This window comes from Pseudomonas sp. GW823-FHT02C05 (assembly GCF_058797595.1).
Genome location: NZ_JBXAJU010000004.1, coordinates 1 through 14,384, shown reverse-complemented (window position 1 = coordinate 14,384; position 14,384 = coordinate 1). Strand labels below are relative to the sequence as shown.

Genomic DNA, 14,384 nt, shown 5'->3' with positions numbered 1-14,384 from the left:
TCATGGATATCAAGACTGCCCTGAGCCGTATCGTCGGCCACCTGGACCTGAGCACCGAAGAAATGCGTTCGGTAATGCGTGAAATCATGACCGGCCAATGCACCGATGCGCAGATTGGCGCCTTCATGATGGCCATGCGCATGAAAAGCGAAAGCATCGACGAGATCGTCGGTGCGGTATCGGCAATGCGCGAGCTGGCGGACCGGGTCGAGCTGAAAACCCTGGATGGCGTGGTGGATGTAGTGGGCACCGGCGGCGACGGGGCGAACATCTTCAACGTGTCCACGGCTTCCTCCTTTGTGGTCGCAGCGGCCGGTTGCACTGTGGCCAAGCACGGCAACCGCGCGGTGTCCGGCAAGAGCGGCAGCGCCGACCTGCTGGAAGCGGCCGGGATCTATTTGAACCTGACCCCGGTCCAGGTGGCGCGCTGCATCGATAACGTCGGCATCGGCTTCATGTTTGCCCAGTCCCATCACGGGGCGATGAAATATGCCGCCGGCCCGCGTCGCGACCTTGGCCTGCGCACCCTGTTCAACATGCTCGGCCCGCTTACGAATCCGGCCGGAGTCAAGCATCAGGTGGTAGGCGTGTTCACTCAGGCGTTGTGCCGGCCCTTGGCCGAAGTCTTGCAACGCCTGGGCAGCAAGCACGTTCTGGTGGTGCATTCCCAGGATGGTCTGGACGAGTTCAGCCTGGCTGCGCCCACCTATGTGGCCGAACTGAAGAATGACCAGATCACCGAGTACTGGGTACAGCCCGAGGATCTGGGCATGAAGAGCCAGAGTCTGTTCGGCCTGGTGGTGGAAAGCCCGGCGGCCTCCCTGGAGCTGATCCGCGATGCCCTGGGGCGCCGCAAGACAGAGCATGGCCAGAAGGCCGCCGAAATGATTGTGCTCAATGCGGGTGCGGCGCTGTATGCCGCCGATCATGCCAGTAGCCTGAAAGAGGGCGTGGCCCTGGCTCACGACGCCTTGCACACCGGCCTGGCCCGGGAGAAGCTCGAAGAGCTGGGTGCCTTTACCGCGGTGTTCAAGCAGGAGAATGAAGGATGAGTGTGCCGACAGTTCTGGAAAAAATCCTCGCCCGTAAAGCCGAGGAGGTTGCCGAGCGCAGCGCCCGCGTCAGCCTGGCCGAGCTGGAAACCCTGGCGCGTGCGGCCGATGCACCACGGGGTTTCGCCCGGGCCTTGCAGGATCAGGTCAAGCTCAAGCAGCCGGCAGTGATAGCCGAGATCAAGAAGGCTTCGCCGAGCAAAGGCGTGATCCGTGAGAACTTCGTTCCGGCGGACATTGCCAAGAGCTACGAGAAAGGCGGTGCCACTTGCCTGTCCGTGCTGACCGATGTCGATTACTTCCAGGGTGCCGATGCGTACCTGCAGCAGGCCCGCGCCGCCTGCAAGCTGCCGGTGATCCGCAAGGACTTCATGATCGATCCGTACCAGATCGTCGAAGCCCGCGCGCTGGGCGCCGACTGCGTATTGCTGATTGTCGCTGCGCTGGATGACGTGCGGATGGCGGAGCTGGCGGCGGTGGCCAAGGGCGTTGGCCTGGATGTGCTGGTGGAAGTGCATGACGGTGATGAGCTGGAGCGGGCGCTGAAGACCCTCGACACACCTCTGGTTGGGGTCAACAACCGCAACCTGCACACCTTCGAAGTCAATCTGGAGACCACCCTCGACCTGCTGCCACGCATTCCCCGCGAGCGCCTGGTGATTACCGAGAGCGGCATCCTCAACCGTGCCGATGTCGAGCTGATGGAAATCAGCGATGTCTATTCGTTCCTGGTGGGTGAGGCGTTCATGCGTGCCGAAAGCCCGGGCAGCGAATTGCAGCGTCTGTTCTTCCCTGAGCGCGGCGTGCCGGTCAGCGGCTCGACCCTGGACTGAACCCGTGACAATGAACAAGCCGGCGATGCCGGCTTTTTCATGCCTATCGCCAAGGATTTCTACTGCCATGACTCAACCCCTTGCCTTGACTGTCGAAGCCGGCCTGCAGGCCGAGCAAGATCTGCTGGCCCTGGTGTGTACCGGTGAACAAGAGTTCGGCCTGCTGTTCTGGCAGCCCAGTGACCGGGCGCTGGTGATGCCTCGGCGCTTGAGCCGTCTGCCTGGATTTGAACGGGCCTGCGAGGAGTCGGCCGCCAACGGCTGGCCGGTGCTGCTGCGCGAAACCGGCGGCGAGCCGGTGCCGCAGTCGGCGGCCACGGTGAACATCGCCCTGGTCTACGCCCCGCCACGCAGCGAAGGGGATCAGGGCCGGATCGAAACCGCGTACCGGCGCCTGTGTCAGCCGATCTGCGACCTGCTCAGCGAACTGGGGGGCAACCCGTCATTGGGCGAAGTGGAAGGGGCGTTCTGCGATGGTCGCTTCAACGTCAACCTGGACGGGCGCAAGATGGTTGGCACCGCCCAGCGCTGGCGTCAGAGCAAGGGTGGCCAGCGGCCAGTGGGCCTGGTGCATGGTGCCTTGCTGCTGGATAACGAACGCGATTCGATGGTGAACGCGGTCAATACTTTCAATCAGGCCTGTGGCCTGGAACAGCGCTGCCGAGCCGAAAGTCATATCGCCCTGCACGAGGCCTTTGCGGCGCCCGATGCGCTAGTGCGGTTGGAGAGCCTGTACCGACAGATGCTCAAGGGCTTCCTGGGGGATTAGCGGGTGCCGAATACCACCATGGTCTTGCCCTTGACGTGAACCAGGTTGCGTTCTTCCAGATCCTTGAGGACGCGACCGACCATTTCCCGTGAACAACCGACGATCCGGCCGATTTCCTGGCGGGTGATCTTGATCTGCATGCCATCCGGGTGGGTCATGGCGTCCGGTTGCTTGCACAGCTCCAGCAGGCAGCGGGCCACCCGCCCGGTCACGTCGAAGAACGCCAGGTCGCCGACCTTGCGCGTGGTGTTGCGCAGGCGCTGGGCGATCTGCCCGCTGAGCACATAGAGGATGTCCGGGTCGTTCTGCGACAGTTCGCGGAACTTGGCGTAGCTGATCTCGGCAACCTCGCACTCTACCTTGGCGCGCACCCAGGCGCTGCGCTGCTGCTCATGGCCGGCCTCTTCGAAGAGCCCCAGTTCGCCGAAGAAGTCTCCGGCATTGAGGTAGGCGATGATCATCTCCCGACCGTCATCGTCTTCGATGAGGATGGTCACCGAGCCCTTGATGATGAAGTACAGGCTGTCGGACACATCACCGGCGCAGATGATGTTGCTCTTGGCCTGATACCGGCGGCGTTGACAGTGCATGAGCAACTTGTCGAGATTTTTGATCTTGGGGGTGGGGGCAATAGCAACCATGGTTGTATCCCGAAAAGACTGCACGGTATGAGGTGTTTTTTTTATGGGGCGTAAAACGAAGGTGTTGAACGCTGGCGATGCGCCAGTCATTTGGCGTCAGCTTAACAGACACGTCCTTGGCTCAATTAAGATTTTTCTTATCGAAAACCGGTATTGAGGGACAAACGGTCAAAGCGCTGTGGCTGGAAAACCCTGTGCTAAGCTGGCGACCCTTTTTTAACAGTGGAGTCTTGGCGATGAAGGCACGCATCCAATGGGCTGGCGAAGCCATGTTCCTCGGCGAATCGGGCAGTGGCCACGTAGTGGTGATGGATGGCCCGCCGGAAGCCGGTGGCCGCAACCTGGGTGTTCGCCCTATGGAAATGCTCCTGCTCGGCGTGGGCGGTTGCAGCAACTTCGATGTGGTCAGCATTCTCAAGAAGTCGCGCCAGGCGGTTGAAAGCTGCGAGGCGTTCCTGGATGCCGAGCGTGCCACCGAAGACCCCAAGGTCTTCACCAAGATCCACATGCATTTCGTGGTCAAGGGCCGGGGCCTCAAAGAGGCCCAGGTCAAGCGGGCCATCGAGCTGTCTGCCGAGAAATACTGCTCGGCGTCGATCATGCTCGGCGCGGCCGGTGTGGCCATCACTCACGATTACGAAATCGTCGAGCTGGGCTGAACCCGCGCGGATTCTGGCGGTAAAAGAAAAGGGCGCTTCGATAGCGCCCTTTTTGATGCCTGTGGTTTGGAATCAGATCCGGTAGGTGCTCTTGGTCATGACCTTGGCCAGCAGGCTCATGCCGAATTTCACCGGCGCCGGGAAGCGGAACCCGCCGGCTTCGAGCGCGGTTTCAGCGTGATGTTCTTCGTCGATGCGCATCTGTTCGAGAATCGCTCGGGACTTTTCGTCTTCGGCCGGCAGTTGCTCCAGATGCTCGTTCAGGTGCTTGCACACCTGGTCTTCAGTGGCGGCAACGAACCCCAGGCTGACCTTGTCGCTGATCAGGCCTGCCGCGGCGCCGATGCCGAAGGACAAACCGTAGAACAGCGGGTTGAGCACGCTCGGGTGGCTACCCAACTGGCGGATGCGCTGTTCGCACCAGGCCAGGTGGTCGATTTCTTCTTCGGCGGCATGTTCCATGGCCTGGCGTACCTGAGGCAGCTTGGCGGTCAGGGCCTGGCCCTGGTACAGCGCCTGGGCGCAGACTTCCCCGGTGTGGTTGATGCGCATCAGGCCGGCCACGTGCCGGGTGTCCTCGTCACTCATCTGCGCTTCCGGCTGCACGATGGCCGGCGACGGGCGATAAGGTTGGCCGCTGAATGGCAGCAGCGTGCGCATCGCCATATCGGCTTGCAACAGCAGGCGGTCGATCGGCGAGTAGTGACGTTGGGTAGTCATGCTTATCTCCGGGAGAAATCTCGGCGGCCAGTTTACTCCAATCAAAGGAGCGAAAACTGCGCTGGATCAGCGCACCCTCGTCCTCGATGGTCCGAGAGGGCGCTGCGCAAGGGGTGGGTGGGGGCAATCAGCCCGGCGGCCAGTTCATCTGGCGCTGACCCAGCACGTGCATGTGAATGTGATACACGGTCTGCCCACCCAGCTCGTTGCAGTTCATGACCACCCGGAAGCCGTCTTCGCAGCCTTGCTCCTTGGCCAGGCGCTGGGCGGTGAACAGAATGTGTCCGGCCAGGGTCTTGTCGTCCTCGGTGAGGTCGTTGAGGGTACGGATGGGTTTCTTCGGGATCACCAGGAAATGCACCGGCGCTTGCGGGGCAATATCGTGGAAGGCCAGAACCTGGTCGTCCTCGTAGATGATCTTCGCGGGTATTTCTCTGTTGATGATCTTGGTGAACAGAGTATCCACAGCTGTTTCTCCATTGGGTTGGTCCGGGCCGAGTGTACTCAGGTGCACAAGGTGCGCCCAGCCCCGACTCTTAACGTGGGCAGTAGGCCCGATTGACGTAACCGACGATCTTGCGGGTCAGCCAGCGTGAACTCAGGCGGGCGCTGAAGGCCATCCAGCGGTTCAGGCGGCCGGGAATGATGATGGCGCGGTTCTTTTCCAGGGCGCGGATCGCATACAGCGCGACCTCCTCGGGGCTCATGAGCAGCTTGCTGTCCTTGAGTTTGGTGGTGTCCATTTGTGCGGTGCGGAAAAATGCGGTGCGGGTCGGCCCCGGGCAGAGTACCGAGACCTTCACCGCGCACTTCTTCAATTCTTCGCGCAACCCTTCGGAGAAATGCAGGACATAGGCCTTGCTGGCGTAGTAGCTGCTCATCCAGGGGCCGGGATAGAAGGCTGCCACCGAGGCGACATTGAGGATCTGCCCGCCGCCCAGCAGCGCCATGCTGTTGCCCAGGGCATGACACAGGCGGGTGAGGGCGAGGATGTTGACCTCGATCAGGTCCTGCTCGGTCATCCAGTCCTGGGCCAGGAACGGGCCGCTGGTGCCGATGCCGGCGCAATTGACCAGCAGGTCGATCTGCCGGTCACCCTCCTCCAGCTCCAGCAGGAAACCGGACAGGCGCAGTGGTTCGCCCAGGTCGCAGGCGCGGAACAGCACTTCGACGCCGAAGCGCTGGGTCAATTCCAGGGCGATGCATTCCAGCTGATCACGCTGACGGGCCACGAGAATCAAGTTACGGCCGCGCCGGGCCAGTGCTTCGGCCAGGGCCAGGCCTATGCCGCTGGAAGCACCAGTGATCAGAGCGTAACGGGTCATGCATTTCTCCATCGCAACGGCCGGCGGCCTGCGACGGGGGAGGGTCGCAGGCCCGGGCGCGTTTATTCTTGCTCGGACTCGGATTCTACAGGGGCGGCGATATCGGCGGGTTCGGCATCTTCATCGGCGTTGCTGGAGTCGATGCTTTCGCTGTAGCTGGTTTCGCTGTAGCGATCTTCCAGGGAGCTCAGGCCGCCGGCCACCATGCCCACGATCAGTGCGACGATCAGGACGACCCACATCCAGGACAGCACCTTGACGGCGGTGGTGTTGGGCGGTGGTGGGGCGCCGTAGCGGTTGGCCACGTTGCTGCCCGGGCTGACCATCAGCACCAGAGGGAAGATGCTGCCGACGATGGGCACGAAGTTCAGCAGCCACAGCCAGCCCGACCAGCCGAGATCGTGCAGGCGCTGCACGCTGATCTGAATGCTGACCACGAGGAAACCGATGAAGACCACGATGCCGCCGACAATTCCCAGGCCGGTGAGCAGGGTGGAATTGAACACCGCCGCGGACAGGATACCGAAGAAGGCGCCTACCCCGACCACGGCCAGCATGGCCACCGTCAGGACCAGAGTCCAGGCCAGGTAGCGCAGGCGACCGATACGGCCTTCGAAGCTGAATACGTTGAGTGCGGCGTATTGTGGGATTGCATCGCCTACTGCGGCTTGCGGGGGCGCATAGGGCGATTCGCTGAGGCTGCTGGCCCTGGGTGTGGGGGTTACTGCGTCTAGATCCAGCTTCAGGGCCTGCTCGGATTCGATGCGGGCATCGATCCCGGCGTTCTTCAATGCTTCCAGATAGCGCTGGGCGTCGGCCTGCGTCAGGTCGCGCTTGAGCTCCACCTGCTGGCCGCTGAACAGGCGTTCTACGGCGGCCGCATCGCTTTTGAACAGTTCGGCGAGGTTCAGTTGGGCAGTGGCTTTTTCCACGCCGGGCAGCAATGTGCCGTCGAAAACGATCTTGTAGCGGGTTTCGCTCATGGGGGCATCCCTGTCACTTGAAAAGAAGGTTTACATAAAAGACCGACAGTTTAAGGCCAGCGCCCCTCGGCTGGCCAAAAAACTAATGAGAACGGGTTAACGTGGCCAGCGTTTGCTCAGTTGGCTGGTGCGTTGCTGGGCCGCCTGATATTCGCTGTCCAGGCGCGCGATCAATTGGTCGACGCTGGGCAGGTCGTCGATTTCACAAACCCCCTGGCCTGCGGACCAGACGGTTTTCCAGGCTTTTGCCTCATCACTGATGGGTTTGAGCTTGGAGCCGAAGTTGATTTCACCTTTGCCTTGCAGGGCGGCCAGGTCGAAACCTGCGTTCTCCAGGCTTTGGCGCATGAAGCTGGCAGGCACTCCAGAAACCGCGGCGGTATGCACGATGTCGGCGGCTCGAGAGCTGAGTAGCATCTCTTTATAGGCATCCGGTGCGTGGCTTTCGGTGGTACCGATAAAGCGGGTGCCCAAGTAGGCGAGGTCGGCGCCAAGCAGCTGTGCGGCAAGAATCTCGTGGCCCCGGTTCAGGCAGCCGGCCAGTAGCAGGGTCTTGTCGAAGAACTGGCGGATCTCGGCGACCAGAGAGAAGGGGCTCCAGGTGCCTGCATGGCCACCCGCTCCGGCAGCGACGGCGATCAGCCCATCGACACCCGCCTCGGCGGCTTTCTCTGCGTGCCGGCGGGTGGTCACGTCATGAAATACCAGGCCGCCGTAGCTGTGCACGGCGTCCACTACTTCCTTGACCGCGCCGAGGCTGGTGATGACGATCGGTACCTTGTGCTCGATGCAGATCTGCAAGTCGGCCTGCAGCCGTGGGTTGCTGTTGTGCACGATCAGGTTCACGGCGTAGGGAGCAGGGTTCTCCAGCTTGGCCAGGCCCGCTTCGATCTCCTCCAGCCAGGCCTTGAAACCGCTGCTTTCGCGCTGATTGAGGGCGGGAAAGCTACCCACCACACCATTGCGACAGCAGGCCAGGACCAGTTCCGGGTTGGAGATCAGAAACATCGGCGCGGCCACCAGGGGCAGGCGCAGACGTTGTTCGAGCAAAGCGGGCAGTGACATTGGAGTACCCCCAGGGAAGCGACTAGTTAGAGTTAGAACGGCCGTACAACGACCAAAATTACAATAGCCAGCAATATCAGAACCGGTACTTCATTGAACCAGCGATAAAAGACATGGCTGCGGGTGTTTTCGCCACGGGCGAAGCGCTTCACTTGCGCGCCGCACATGTGGTGATAGCCGATGAGGATGACCACCAGGGTCAGTTTGGCGTGCATCCAGCCGCCCTGGCCGAAATACGCGCTGGGGTTGAGGCTGATCAGCCAGATGCCAAAGATCAGTGCCGCGATCATCGCAGGCCCCATGATGAAGCGGTACAGCTTGCGTTCCATCAGGCAGAAGCGCTCGCGGCTGATGCTGTCCTCGCTTTGGGCGTGGTAAACGAACAGGCGTGGCAGGTAGAAAAGGCCGGCAAACCAGCAGACCACGCTGACGATATGAAAGGCTTTGAGCCATAGATAGAGCATTTTTAGTTATTCCCAGGTTCACGGTGGCGAAGATAGTAGAGGGTAGAGCGTCCGCACGTCACCTTGACGGTTGTCGCAGGGGCGCGCCGCCCCTATTATCGGCAGCTTTCCAGTGGGTTCGTTGAGGGCAGGTTTATGGTCAAGGTCGGTATCGTCGGCGGCACGGGTTACACCGGTGTCGAACTGCTGCGTCTGTTGGCACAGCATCCGCAAGCGCGAGTGGAAGTCATCACTTCGCGATCCGAGGCTGGCCTGGCCGTTGCCGACATGTACCCGAACCTGCGTGGCCATTACGACGGCCTGGCGTTCAGCGTGCCGGATATCAAGACCCTTGGTGCCTGTGACGTGGTGTTCTTTGCCACCCCCCATGGCGTGGCGCATGCACTGGCTGGCGAACTGCTGGCTGCGGGGACCAAGGTCATCGATCTATCTGCGGACTTCCGCCTGCAGGATGCCGATGAGTGGGCCAAGTGGTACGGTCAGCCTCACGGTGCCCCTCAATTGCTGGAGGAAGCGGTCTACGGCCTGCCGGAAGTCAATCGCGAACAGATCAAGAAAGCCCGTTTGATTGCGGTTCCTGGCTGCTATCCAACCGCAACCCAGCTCGGTTTCCTGCCGCTGCTGGAAGCCGGTCTTGCCGACACTTCCCGGCTGATCGCCGACTGCAAATCCGGTGTCAGCGGTGCTGGCCGTGGCGCCAGCGTCGGGTCGCTGTACTCGGAAACTTCCGAAAGCATGAAGGCCTATGCGGTCAAGGGGCACCGTCATTTGCCGGAAATCCGTCAGGGCCTGCGCCGGGCAGCAGGCAAGGAAGTTGGCCTGACGTTCGTACCGCACCTGACGCCGATGATTCGCGGTATCCACTCCACGCTCTACTCCACGGTGGTGGATAAGTCGGTGGATCTGCAGGCGTTGTTCGAGAAGCGTTATGCCAATGAGCCGTTTGTCGATGTAATGCCGGCCGGCAGCCATCCGGAGACCCGCAGTGTGCGGGGTGCCAACGTGTGCCGGATTGCCGTGCACCGGCCGCAGGATGATGATCTGGTAGTGGTACTGTCGGTCATCGACAACCTGGTCAAGGGCGCTTCGGGCCAGGCGGTGCAGAACCTCAATATCCTGTTCGGCCTGGATGAGCGTCTGGGGCTGTCCCACGCGGGCATGCTGCCTTAACGTCGTTTTTGCGTGAACAAAAAGGCCCGTCTGACGGGCCTTTCTGCTTTATACGGGTGGCTGTACGACTATTGATATACCGTAACAATAGTTGACCGCTTTTCTGGGAGAAGCGGATAATGCGCGTCATTACGCAGTATGGCGGCTTAACGCCGGGAGATAGTCAGCATGAGCGTTGAATCCTTCACCCCCACGGCTTTGCAATTCACTCAAGGTGCAGCGCACAAGGTGAAGACCCTGGTCGATGAAGAGGGTAATGATCGCTTGAAGCTGCGCGTATTCGTTACGGGCGGCGGTTGTTCGGGGTTTCAGTACGGTTTCACTTTCGATGAGGAAGTGGCCGAGGATGACACCATCGTCGAGCGCGAGGGCGTGAGCCTGGTGGTCGATCCGATGAGCTTCCAGTACCTGGCCGGTGCTGAAGTGGACTACCAGGAAGGCCTGGAAGGTTCGCGGTTCGTGATCAAGAACCCCAATGCCACCACTACCTGTGGTTGCGGGTCGTCGTTCTCGATCTGACCAGCCGGCAGTAGCCATTCGCCGAACGCCGCAGGGGCCTGGGATCCTGCGGCGTTTTGCTGTCTGCTGTTCAAGCCGGGTAGATGGCGCCTAGTACACGCAGGCCACGGGCGCCGGTGACGCTGGGCCGGTTGGCAGCGATGCCTTCCAGGCAGCAGTGGGCCAGCCAGGCAAACGCCATAGCCTCTACCCAGTCGGGATCTACGCCATACGCCGCAGTGCTGCTGACCCGTGTTTGCGGGAGGAGGGCTGCCAGGCGGCCCATGAGCGCTGCGTTATGCGCGCCGCCGCCGCACACCAGCAGCTCCTGGGTGTCACTTTGAGCGCTCTGCAGCGACTCGACGATGGTTAGAGCTGTCAGCTCCAGAAGGGTAGCCTGCACGTTTTCGGCGGCAATAGCACCCCGTGCCCTCAGATGTCGCTGTAGCCAATCAAGATTGAATACCTCGCGCCCGGTGCTCTTCGGGCCTTGGGTGGCGAAGAACGGGTCGCTGAGCAAGGCTTGCAAGAGGGGCGGATCAATCTGGCCGCTGGCAGCCCACTGGCCATTGCGGTCGAAGTTCTCTGCGCGTTGGGCCTGGATCCAGGCATCGAGCAGGACGTTGCCCGGGCCACAGTCGAATCCGGCCACCGGCTTGGCGGTTTCGATCAGGCTCAGGTTGCTGAACCCGCCGACGTTCAGCACGGCGCGGTTTCCCGGGCGCTGGTCGAACAGGGCTTCGTGAAAGGCAGGAACCAGCGGCGCGCCTTGCCCGCCCGCTGCCACGTCGCGGCTGCGGAAGTCGCTGACGACAGTGATCCCGGTCAGCTCAGTGAGCAGGGCCGGGTTGCCGATCTGCACCGTGAACCCGCGGCTTGGCTCATGACGCACGGTTTGTCCGTGGCTGCCGATAGCGCGAATGTCTTGAGGGGGCAGTTGCTGTTGTTGCAGAAGCTGGTTGATGCCCTGGGCGGCCAGCTCGACCCAGTGCTGTTGGGCGATGGCGGAACGGGCGATCTCGTCGGGGCCACTGGCGCACAAACCCAGGAGTTCGGCGCGCAGGGTATCGGGCATGGGGATGTAGCGAGTGGCGACCAATCTAAGCGCCGGGCTTTGCTCGATCAGGGCGATGTCCAGGCCATCAAGGCTGGTACCGGACATCACACCTATATAGAGCGCCATGGCTTAGCGCTTGCTCGAGGCCAGCATCGTGGCCTTTTCCTGATCCATCCGGGCCATCAGAGGCTGGCTCTGCTGCAGGAAGCGTGCTCGTTCGGCTTTGGCGATCGGGTCGGCCATGGGCAGCTTCTGGCCCAGCGGATCCACGTGGACACCGTTGACCTGGAACTCATAGTGCAGGTGCGGTCCGGTGGACAGTCCGGTGGTACCGATATAGCCGATGACCTGGCCCTGTTTCACCGAGCCGCCAGTCTTCACACCCTTGGCAAAGCCCTGCATATGGCCGTACAGGGTGCGGTAGGTGTTGCCGTGCTGGATGATCACGGTATTGCCATAACCGCCACGACGGCCAGCTAGCAGCACCTTGCCATCACCGGCAGCCTTGATTGGCGTGCCCCGTGGCGCGGCATAGTCCACGCCCTTGTGGGCACGGATCTTGTTCAGGATCGGGTGCTTGCGGCCCATGGAAAAGCGCGAGCTGATGCGCGCGAAGTCCACCGGTGTACGGATGAAGGCCTTGCGCATGCTGTTGCCATCAGCGGTGTAGTAGCTGCTGGAACCCTGTTTGTTGGTGTAGCGCACTGCGGTGTAGGTCTTGCCACGGTTAGTGAAGCGCGCGGAGAGGATATTGCCTGTACCGACTACCTTGCCGTTGGCGACTTTTTGCTCATAGATCACGTCGAATTCGTCACCCTGGCGAATATCCTGGGCGAAGTCGATGTCGTAGCCGAAAACGTTGGCCATATCCATGGTCAGGCTGTGGGACAGCCCGGCGCGTGCGGCAGACTGCGAAAGCGAGCTGTTGATGACGCCATGGACATAGGCAGAACGAACCACTGGCTTGGTGATCACGCGGCTGAACGTAAAGCCCTTGGGGCCTTTGGTCAGGGTGATGGTTTCCAGGTCGCTGACCTTGCTGTGCAGGTTGTTCAGTTGGCCATCAGGCGTCAGCTCGAACTCCAGCTTCTGGCCATGCTTGAGCTGGGAGAACTGCTTGGCCTGCTTGTCGCTGGCCAGTACTTCATGGACAGAAGTGGCTGGCAGGCCAACCTTTTCAAAGAGTGTGGAGAGGGTGTCGCCCTTGGTGACCAGAACTTCCCTGTGGCCGGGGGCTTTTGGCTCCTCCACGGCAGCAGGCACAGGTGCGGTTTCTGCGGTTTGCGTGGTGTCTTCGGCGGTGTTTTCGATCTGTGCGAAAGGTGAGGCAACGGCCTCGCTTGTGGCTTGTTCGGTGGATGCGGCGTCTTGATCTTGTGTCAGTTGCTCGATCGGGCTTTCCAGATCAAGGCTCAATGTCGTTTTTTTTGCTTCTACATCACTGGATGGAAATACCAGAAGGGCCAAGCTGAGAAGGGCCGCGATGCCACTTGCGGCGAGCAGGTGGCTCTTCGGATAAAGCGGTGGCGCTTTAGACGGTTCGGTGGTCATAGGTAATTTGACTTTGAAAAGATGAAATGGAAAAGATGAATGACATGATGAAGATGAAATAACTGTATAAAATATAACCAAATCATCTGTGACGCAAGGGCGCGGGCACTCTGCTTTCGGAATGCTCCCGTACGCCGGGCAAAACTTGTAATTAGTCCATGATCTTGTATGGTTGGTTCCCTTTTGAATCTGAGCCTTGCGGGTCTGTTATGAAGTCGGTTGAAGAGCAGCTAGCGCTGATCAAACGTGGTGCGGAAGAGTTGTTGGTCGAGTCCGAGTTGATCGAGAAGCTCAAGCGCGGCGAACCGCTGCGCATTAAGGCTGGCTTTGATCCGACGGCGCCGGATCTGCATCTCGGGCATACCGTACTTATTAATAAGCTGCGTCAGTTCCAGGACTTGGGTCACCAGGTAATCTTCCTGATTGGCGACTTCACCGGCATGATCGGTGACCCCAGTGGCAAAAGTGCCACGCGCCCACCCTTGACTCGCGAGCAGGTCCTGGAAAACGCAGAGACCTATAAAAGCCAGGTCTTCAAGATTCTTGATCCTGCCAAGACTGAGGTGGCTTTCAACTCCACCTGGATGGACAAGATGGGACCGGCGGACTTCATTCGTCTAACTTCCCAGTACACCGTTGCACGGATGCTCGAGCGCGACGACTTCGACAAGCGCTATTCGACCAATCAGCCGATTGCCATTCATGAGTTCCTGTATCCGTTGGTGCAAGGCTATGACTCGGTGGCATTGCGCGCCGATGTCGAGCTGGGCGGTACCGACCAGAAGTTCAACCTGCTGATGGGGCGTGAGCTGCAGCGCGGTTACGGTCAGGAGGCTCAGTGCATTCTGACCATGCCATTGCTCGAAGGGTTGGATGGCGTCAAGAAGATGTCCAAGTCTCTGGGTAACTATGTCGGTATCCAGGAGGCGCCTGGCGTGATGTACGGCAAGCTGGTGTCCATTCCTGATGCGTTGATGTGGCGTTACTTCGAGTTGCTCAGCTTCCGCTCCATGGATGAGATCAATGCATTCAAGGCGGATGTAGATGCTGGCGCTAACCCGCGTGACATCAAGATCAAGCTGGCCGAAGAGATTGTTGCGCGTTTCCATGGTGAAGAGGCTGCTGCAAATGCTCACCGTGCCGCAGGTAATCGCATGAAAGATGGCGAGCTGCCTGATGATCTGCCGGAAATTGAGCTGGTTGCTGCCGAGGATATGCCGATTGCGGCTGTCCTTAATAAGGCAGGGCTGGTGAAGAACGCCGCAGTGGCTCGGGATCTTCTAGGTTCGGGTGGTGTGCGGGTGGATGGTGAGGTTGTCGATCGCACCTATATATATGCAGTAGGTTCAACCCATGTGTGCCAAGCCGGCAAGAAGGCATTTGCACGTATTACGCTTAAATCCGAATAAAACTGAAAATAGATGTTGACGGCGAATTATATCTCTCTATAATTCGCCCCACTTCCGGCGCAGTCGAAACGGAAAACTCCTTGAGATTCAATGAGTTACGCAGTTTTCGATAGCGGTTACGCTTCAGTTCATCGAAGCCAGGAGTAGTTGGTAAGGCAGTCAGTTTTCGCCTTATTAACGATTCGATC

The 14,384-nt window shown here is 60.2% G+C and carries 17 protein-coding genes; 7 read left to right on the top strand and 10 right to left on the bottom strand.

The features are described 5' to 3' along the window. The first annotated feature begins 2 nt into the window (after positions 1–2). The 3 genes from trpD (at position 3) to AC1RGE_RS21455 (ending at position 2,654) form a co-directional block, all read left to right on the top strand. Positions 3–1,052: an anthranilate phosphoribosyltransferase gene (trpD, locus tag AC1RGE_RS21465; RefSeq protein ID WP_011063800.1), complete on the top strand. Its 1,050-nt coding sequence runs from the start codon at positions 3–5 to the stop codon at positions 1,050–1,052. Then, positions 1,049–1,885 carry an indole-3-glycerol phosphate synthase TrpC gene (gene trpC / locus AC1RGE_RS21460; protein ID WP_103290291.1) on the top strand — a complete coding sequence of 279 codons (837 nt, stop codon included), beginning with the start codon at positions 1,049–1,051 and terminating at the stop codon, positions 1,883–1,885. Before trpD ends, trpC begins: the two co-directional genes overlap by 4 nt. A gap of 67 nt (positions 1,886–1,952) precedes the next feature. After that, entirely contained in the window at positions 1,953–2,654 is a 702-nt protein-coding gene (locus tag AC1RGE_RS21455) for a lipoate--protein ligase family protein (RefSeq protein WP_015637240.1), read from the top strand. On the opposite strand, the gene crp is transcribed toward AC1RGE_RS21455, so the two are convergent. Beyond that, positions 2,651–3,295 (bottom strand): cAMP-activated global transcriptional regulator CRP, encoded by a 645-nt coding sequence (gene crp / locus AC1RGE_RS21450; protein WP_011063797.1) that lies wholly within the window; start codon positions 3,293–3,295, stop codon positions 2,651–2,653. The genes AC1RGE_RS21455 and crp overlap by 4 nt on opposite strands. 236 nt (positions 3,296–3,531) lie before the next feature. On the opposite strand from crp, the gene AC1RGE_RS21445 reads away from it, so the two are divergent. Next, entirely contained in the window at positions 3,532–3,954 is a 423-nt protein-coding gene (locus AC1RGE_RS21445) for an OsmC family protein (RefSeq protein ID WP_009045862.1), read from the top strand. Positions 3,955–4,026: 72 nt separating this feature from the next. Here the strand turns inward: AC1RGE_RS21445 and coq7 are convergent, their stop codons facing one another. The 6 genes from coq7 to hemJ form a co-directional block, all read right to left on the bottom strand. Beyond that, positions 4,027–4,674, bottom strand: coding sequence for a 2-polyprenyl-3-methyl-6-methoxy-1,4-benzoquinone monooxygenase (coq7, locus tag AC1RGE_RS21440; RefSeq protein ID WP_011063796.1), 648 nt, complete (start codon positions 4,672–4,674; stop codon positions 4,027–4,029). Between the two features lie 127 nt (positions 4,675–4,801). After that, positions 4,802–5,140, bottom strand: a complete 339-nt coding sequence (locus AC1RGE_RS21435) for a histidine triad nucleotide-binding protein (protein WP_011063795.1) — start codon at positions 5,138–5,140, stop codon at positions 4,802–4,804. A 70-nt stretch (positions 5,141–5,210) separates the two neighbouring features. Next, a complete protein-coding gene (locus AC1RGE_RS21430; RefSeq protein WP_015637239.1) occupies positions 5,211–5,999 on the bottom strand; it encodes an SDR family NAD(P)-dependent oxidoreductase in 789 nt (262 codons plus the stop codon). 62 nt (positions 6,000–6,061) lie between these two features. Then, positions 6,062–6,982, bottom strand: a complete 921-nt coding sequence (locus AC1RGE_RS21425; RefSeq protein ID WP_019092761.1) for a DUF805 domain-containing protein — start codon at positions 6,980–6,982, stop codon at positions 6,062–6,064. Positions 6,983–7,078: 96 nt separating this feature from the next. Next, a complete protein-coding gene (locus AC1RGE_RS21420) occupies positions 7,079–8,047 on the bottom strand; it encodes an NAD(P)H-dependent flavin oxidoreductase (RefSeq protein WP_492584981.1) in 969 nt (322 codons plus the stop codon). A 32-nt stretch (positions 8,048–8,079) separates the two neighbouring features. After that, positions 8,080–8,511: a protoporphyrinogen oxidase HemJ gene (gene hemJ, locus AC1RGE_RS21415; protein ID WP_011063791.1), complete on the bottom strand. Its 432-nt coding sequence runs from the start codon at positions 8,509–8,511 to the stop codon at positions 8,080–8,082. Positions 8,512–8,646: 135 nt separating this feature from the next. Between hemJ and argC the strand changes: the two genes are divergently transcribed. Together argC and erpA are read left to right on the top strand one after the other, a co-directional pair. Further along, positions 8,647–9,681: an N-acetyl-gamma-glutamyl-phosphate reductase gene (gene argC / locus AC1RGE_RS21410; protein WP_011063790.1), complete on the top strand. Its 1,035-nt coding sequence runs from the start codon at positions 8,647–8,649 to the stop codon at positions 9,679–9,681. 168 nt (positions 9,682–9,849) lie between these two features. Continuing rightward, on the top strand, positions 9,850–10,200 hold the full coding sequence (erpA, locus tag AC1RGE_RS21405) for an iron-sulfur cluster insertion protein ErpA (RefSeq protein WP_011063789.1): 351 nt from the start codon (positions 9,850–9,852) through the stop codon (positions 10,198–10,200). Positions 10,201–10,270: 70 nt separating this feature from the next. Here erpA and AC1RGE_RS21400 read toward each other — a convergent pair whose 3' ends face one another. Both AC1RGE_RS21400 and AC1RGE_RS21395 read right to left on the bottom strand, forming a co-directional pair. Next, positions 10,271–11,362 (bottom strand): anhydro-N-acetylmuramic acid kinase, encoded by a 1,092-nt coding sequence (locus AC1RGE_RS21400; protein WP_492584979.1) that lies wholly within the window; start codon positions 11,360–11,362, stop codon positions 10,271–10,273. A gap of 3 nt (positions 11,363–11,365) precedes the next feature. After that, on the bottom strand, positions 11,366–12,787 hold the full coding sequence (locus AC1RGE_RS21395) for a peptidoglycan DD-metalloendopeptidase family protein (RefSeq protein ID WP_011063787.1): 1,422 nt from the start codon (positions 12,785–12,787) through the stop codon (positions 11,366–11,368). Positions 12,788–12,996: 209 nt separating this feature from the next. On the opposite strand from AC1RGE_RS21395, the gene tyrS reads away from it, so the two are divergent. After that, positions 12,997–14,196, top strand: coding sequence for a tyrosine--tRNA ligase (gene tyrS / locus AC1RGE_RS21390; RefSeq protein WP_053154182.1), 1,200 nt, complete (start codon positions 12,997–12,999; stop codon positions 14,194–14,196). Here tyrS and AC1RGE_RS21385 read toward each other — a convergent pair. Then, on the bottom strand, positions 14,183–14,384 hold a 202-nt coding region (locus tag AC1RGE_RS21385), incomplete at its 5' end, for a hypothetical protein (RefSeq protein WP_492584977.1). The genes tyrS and AC1RGE_RS21385 overlap by 14 nt on opposite strands.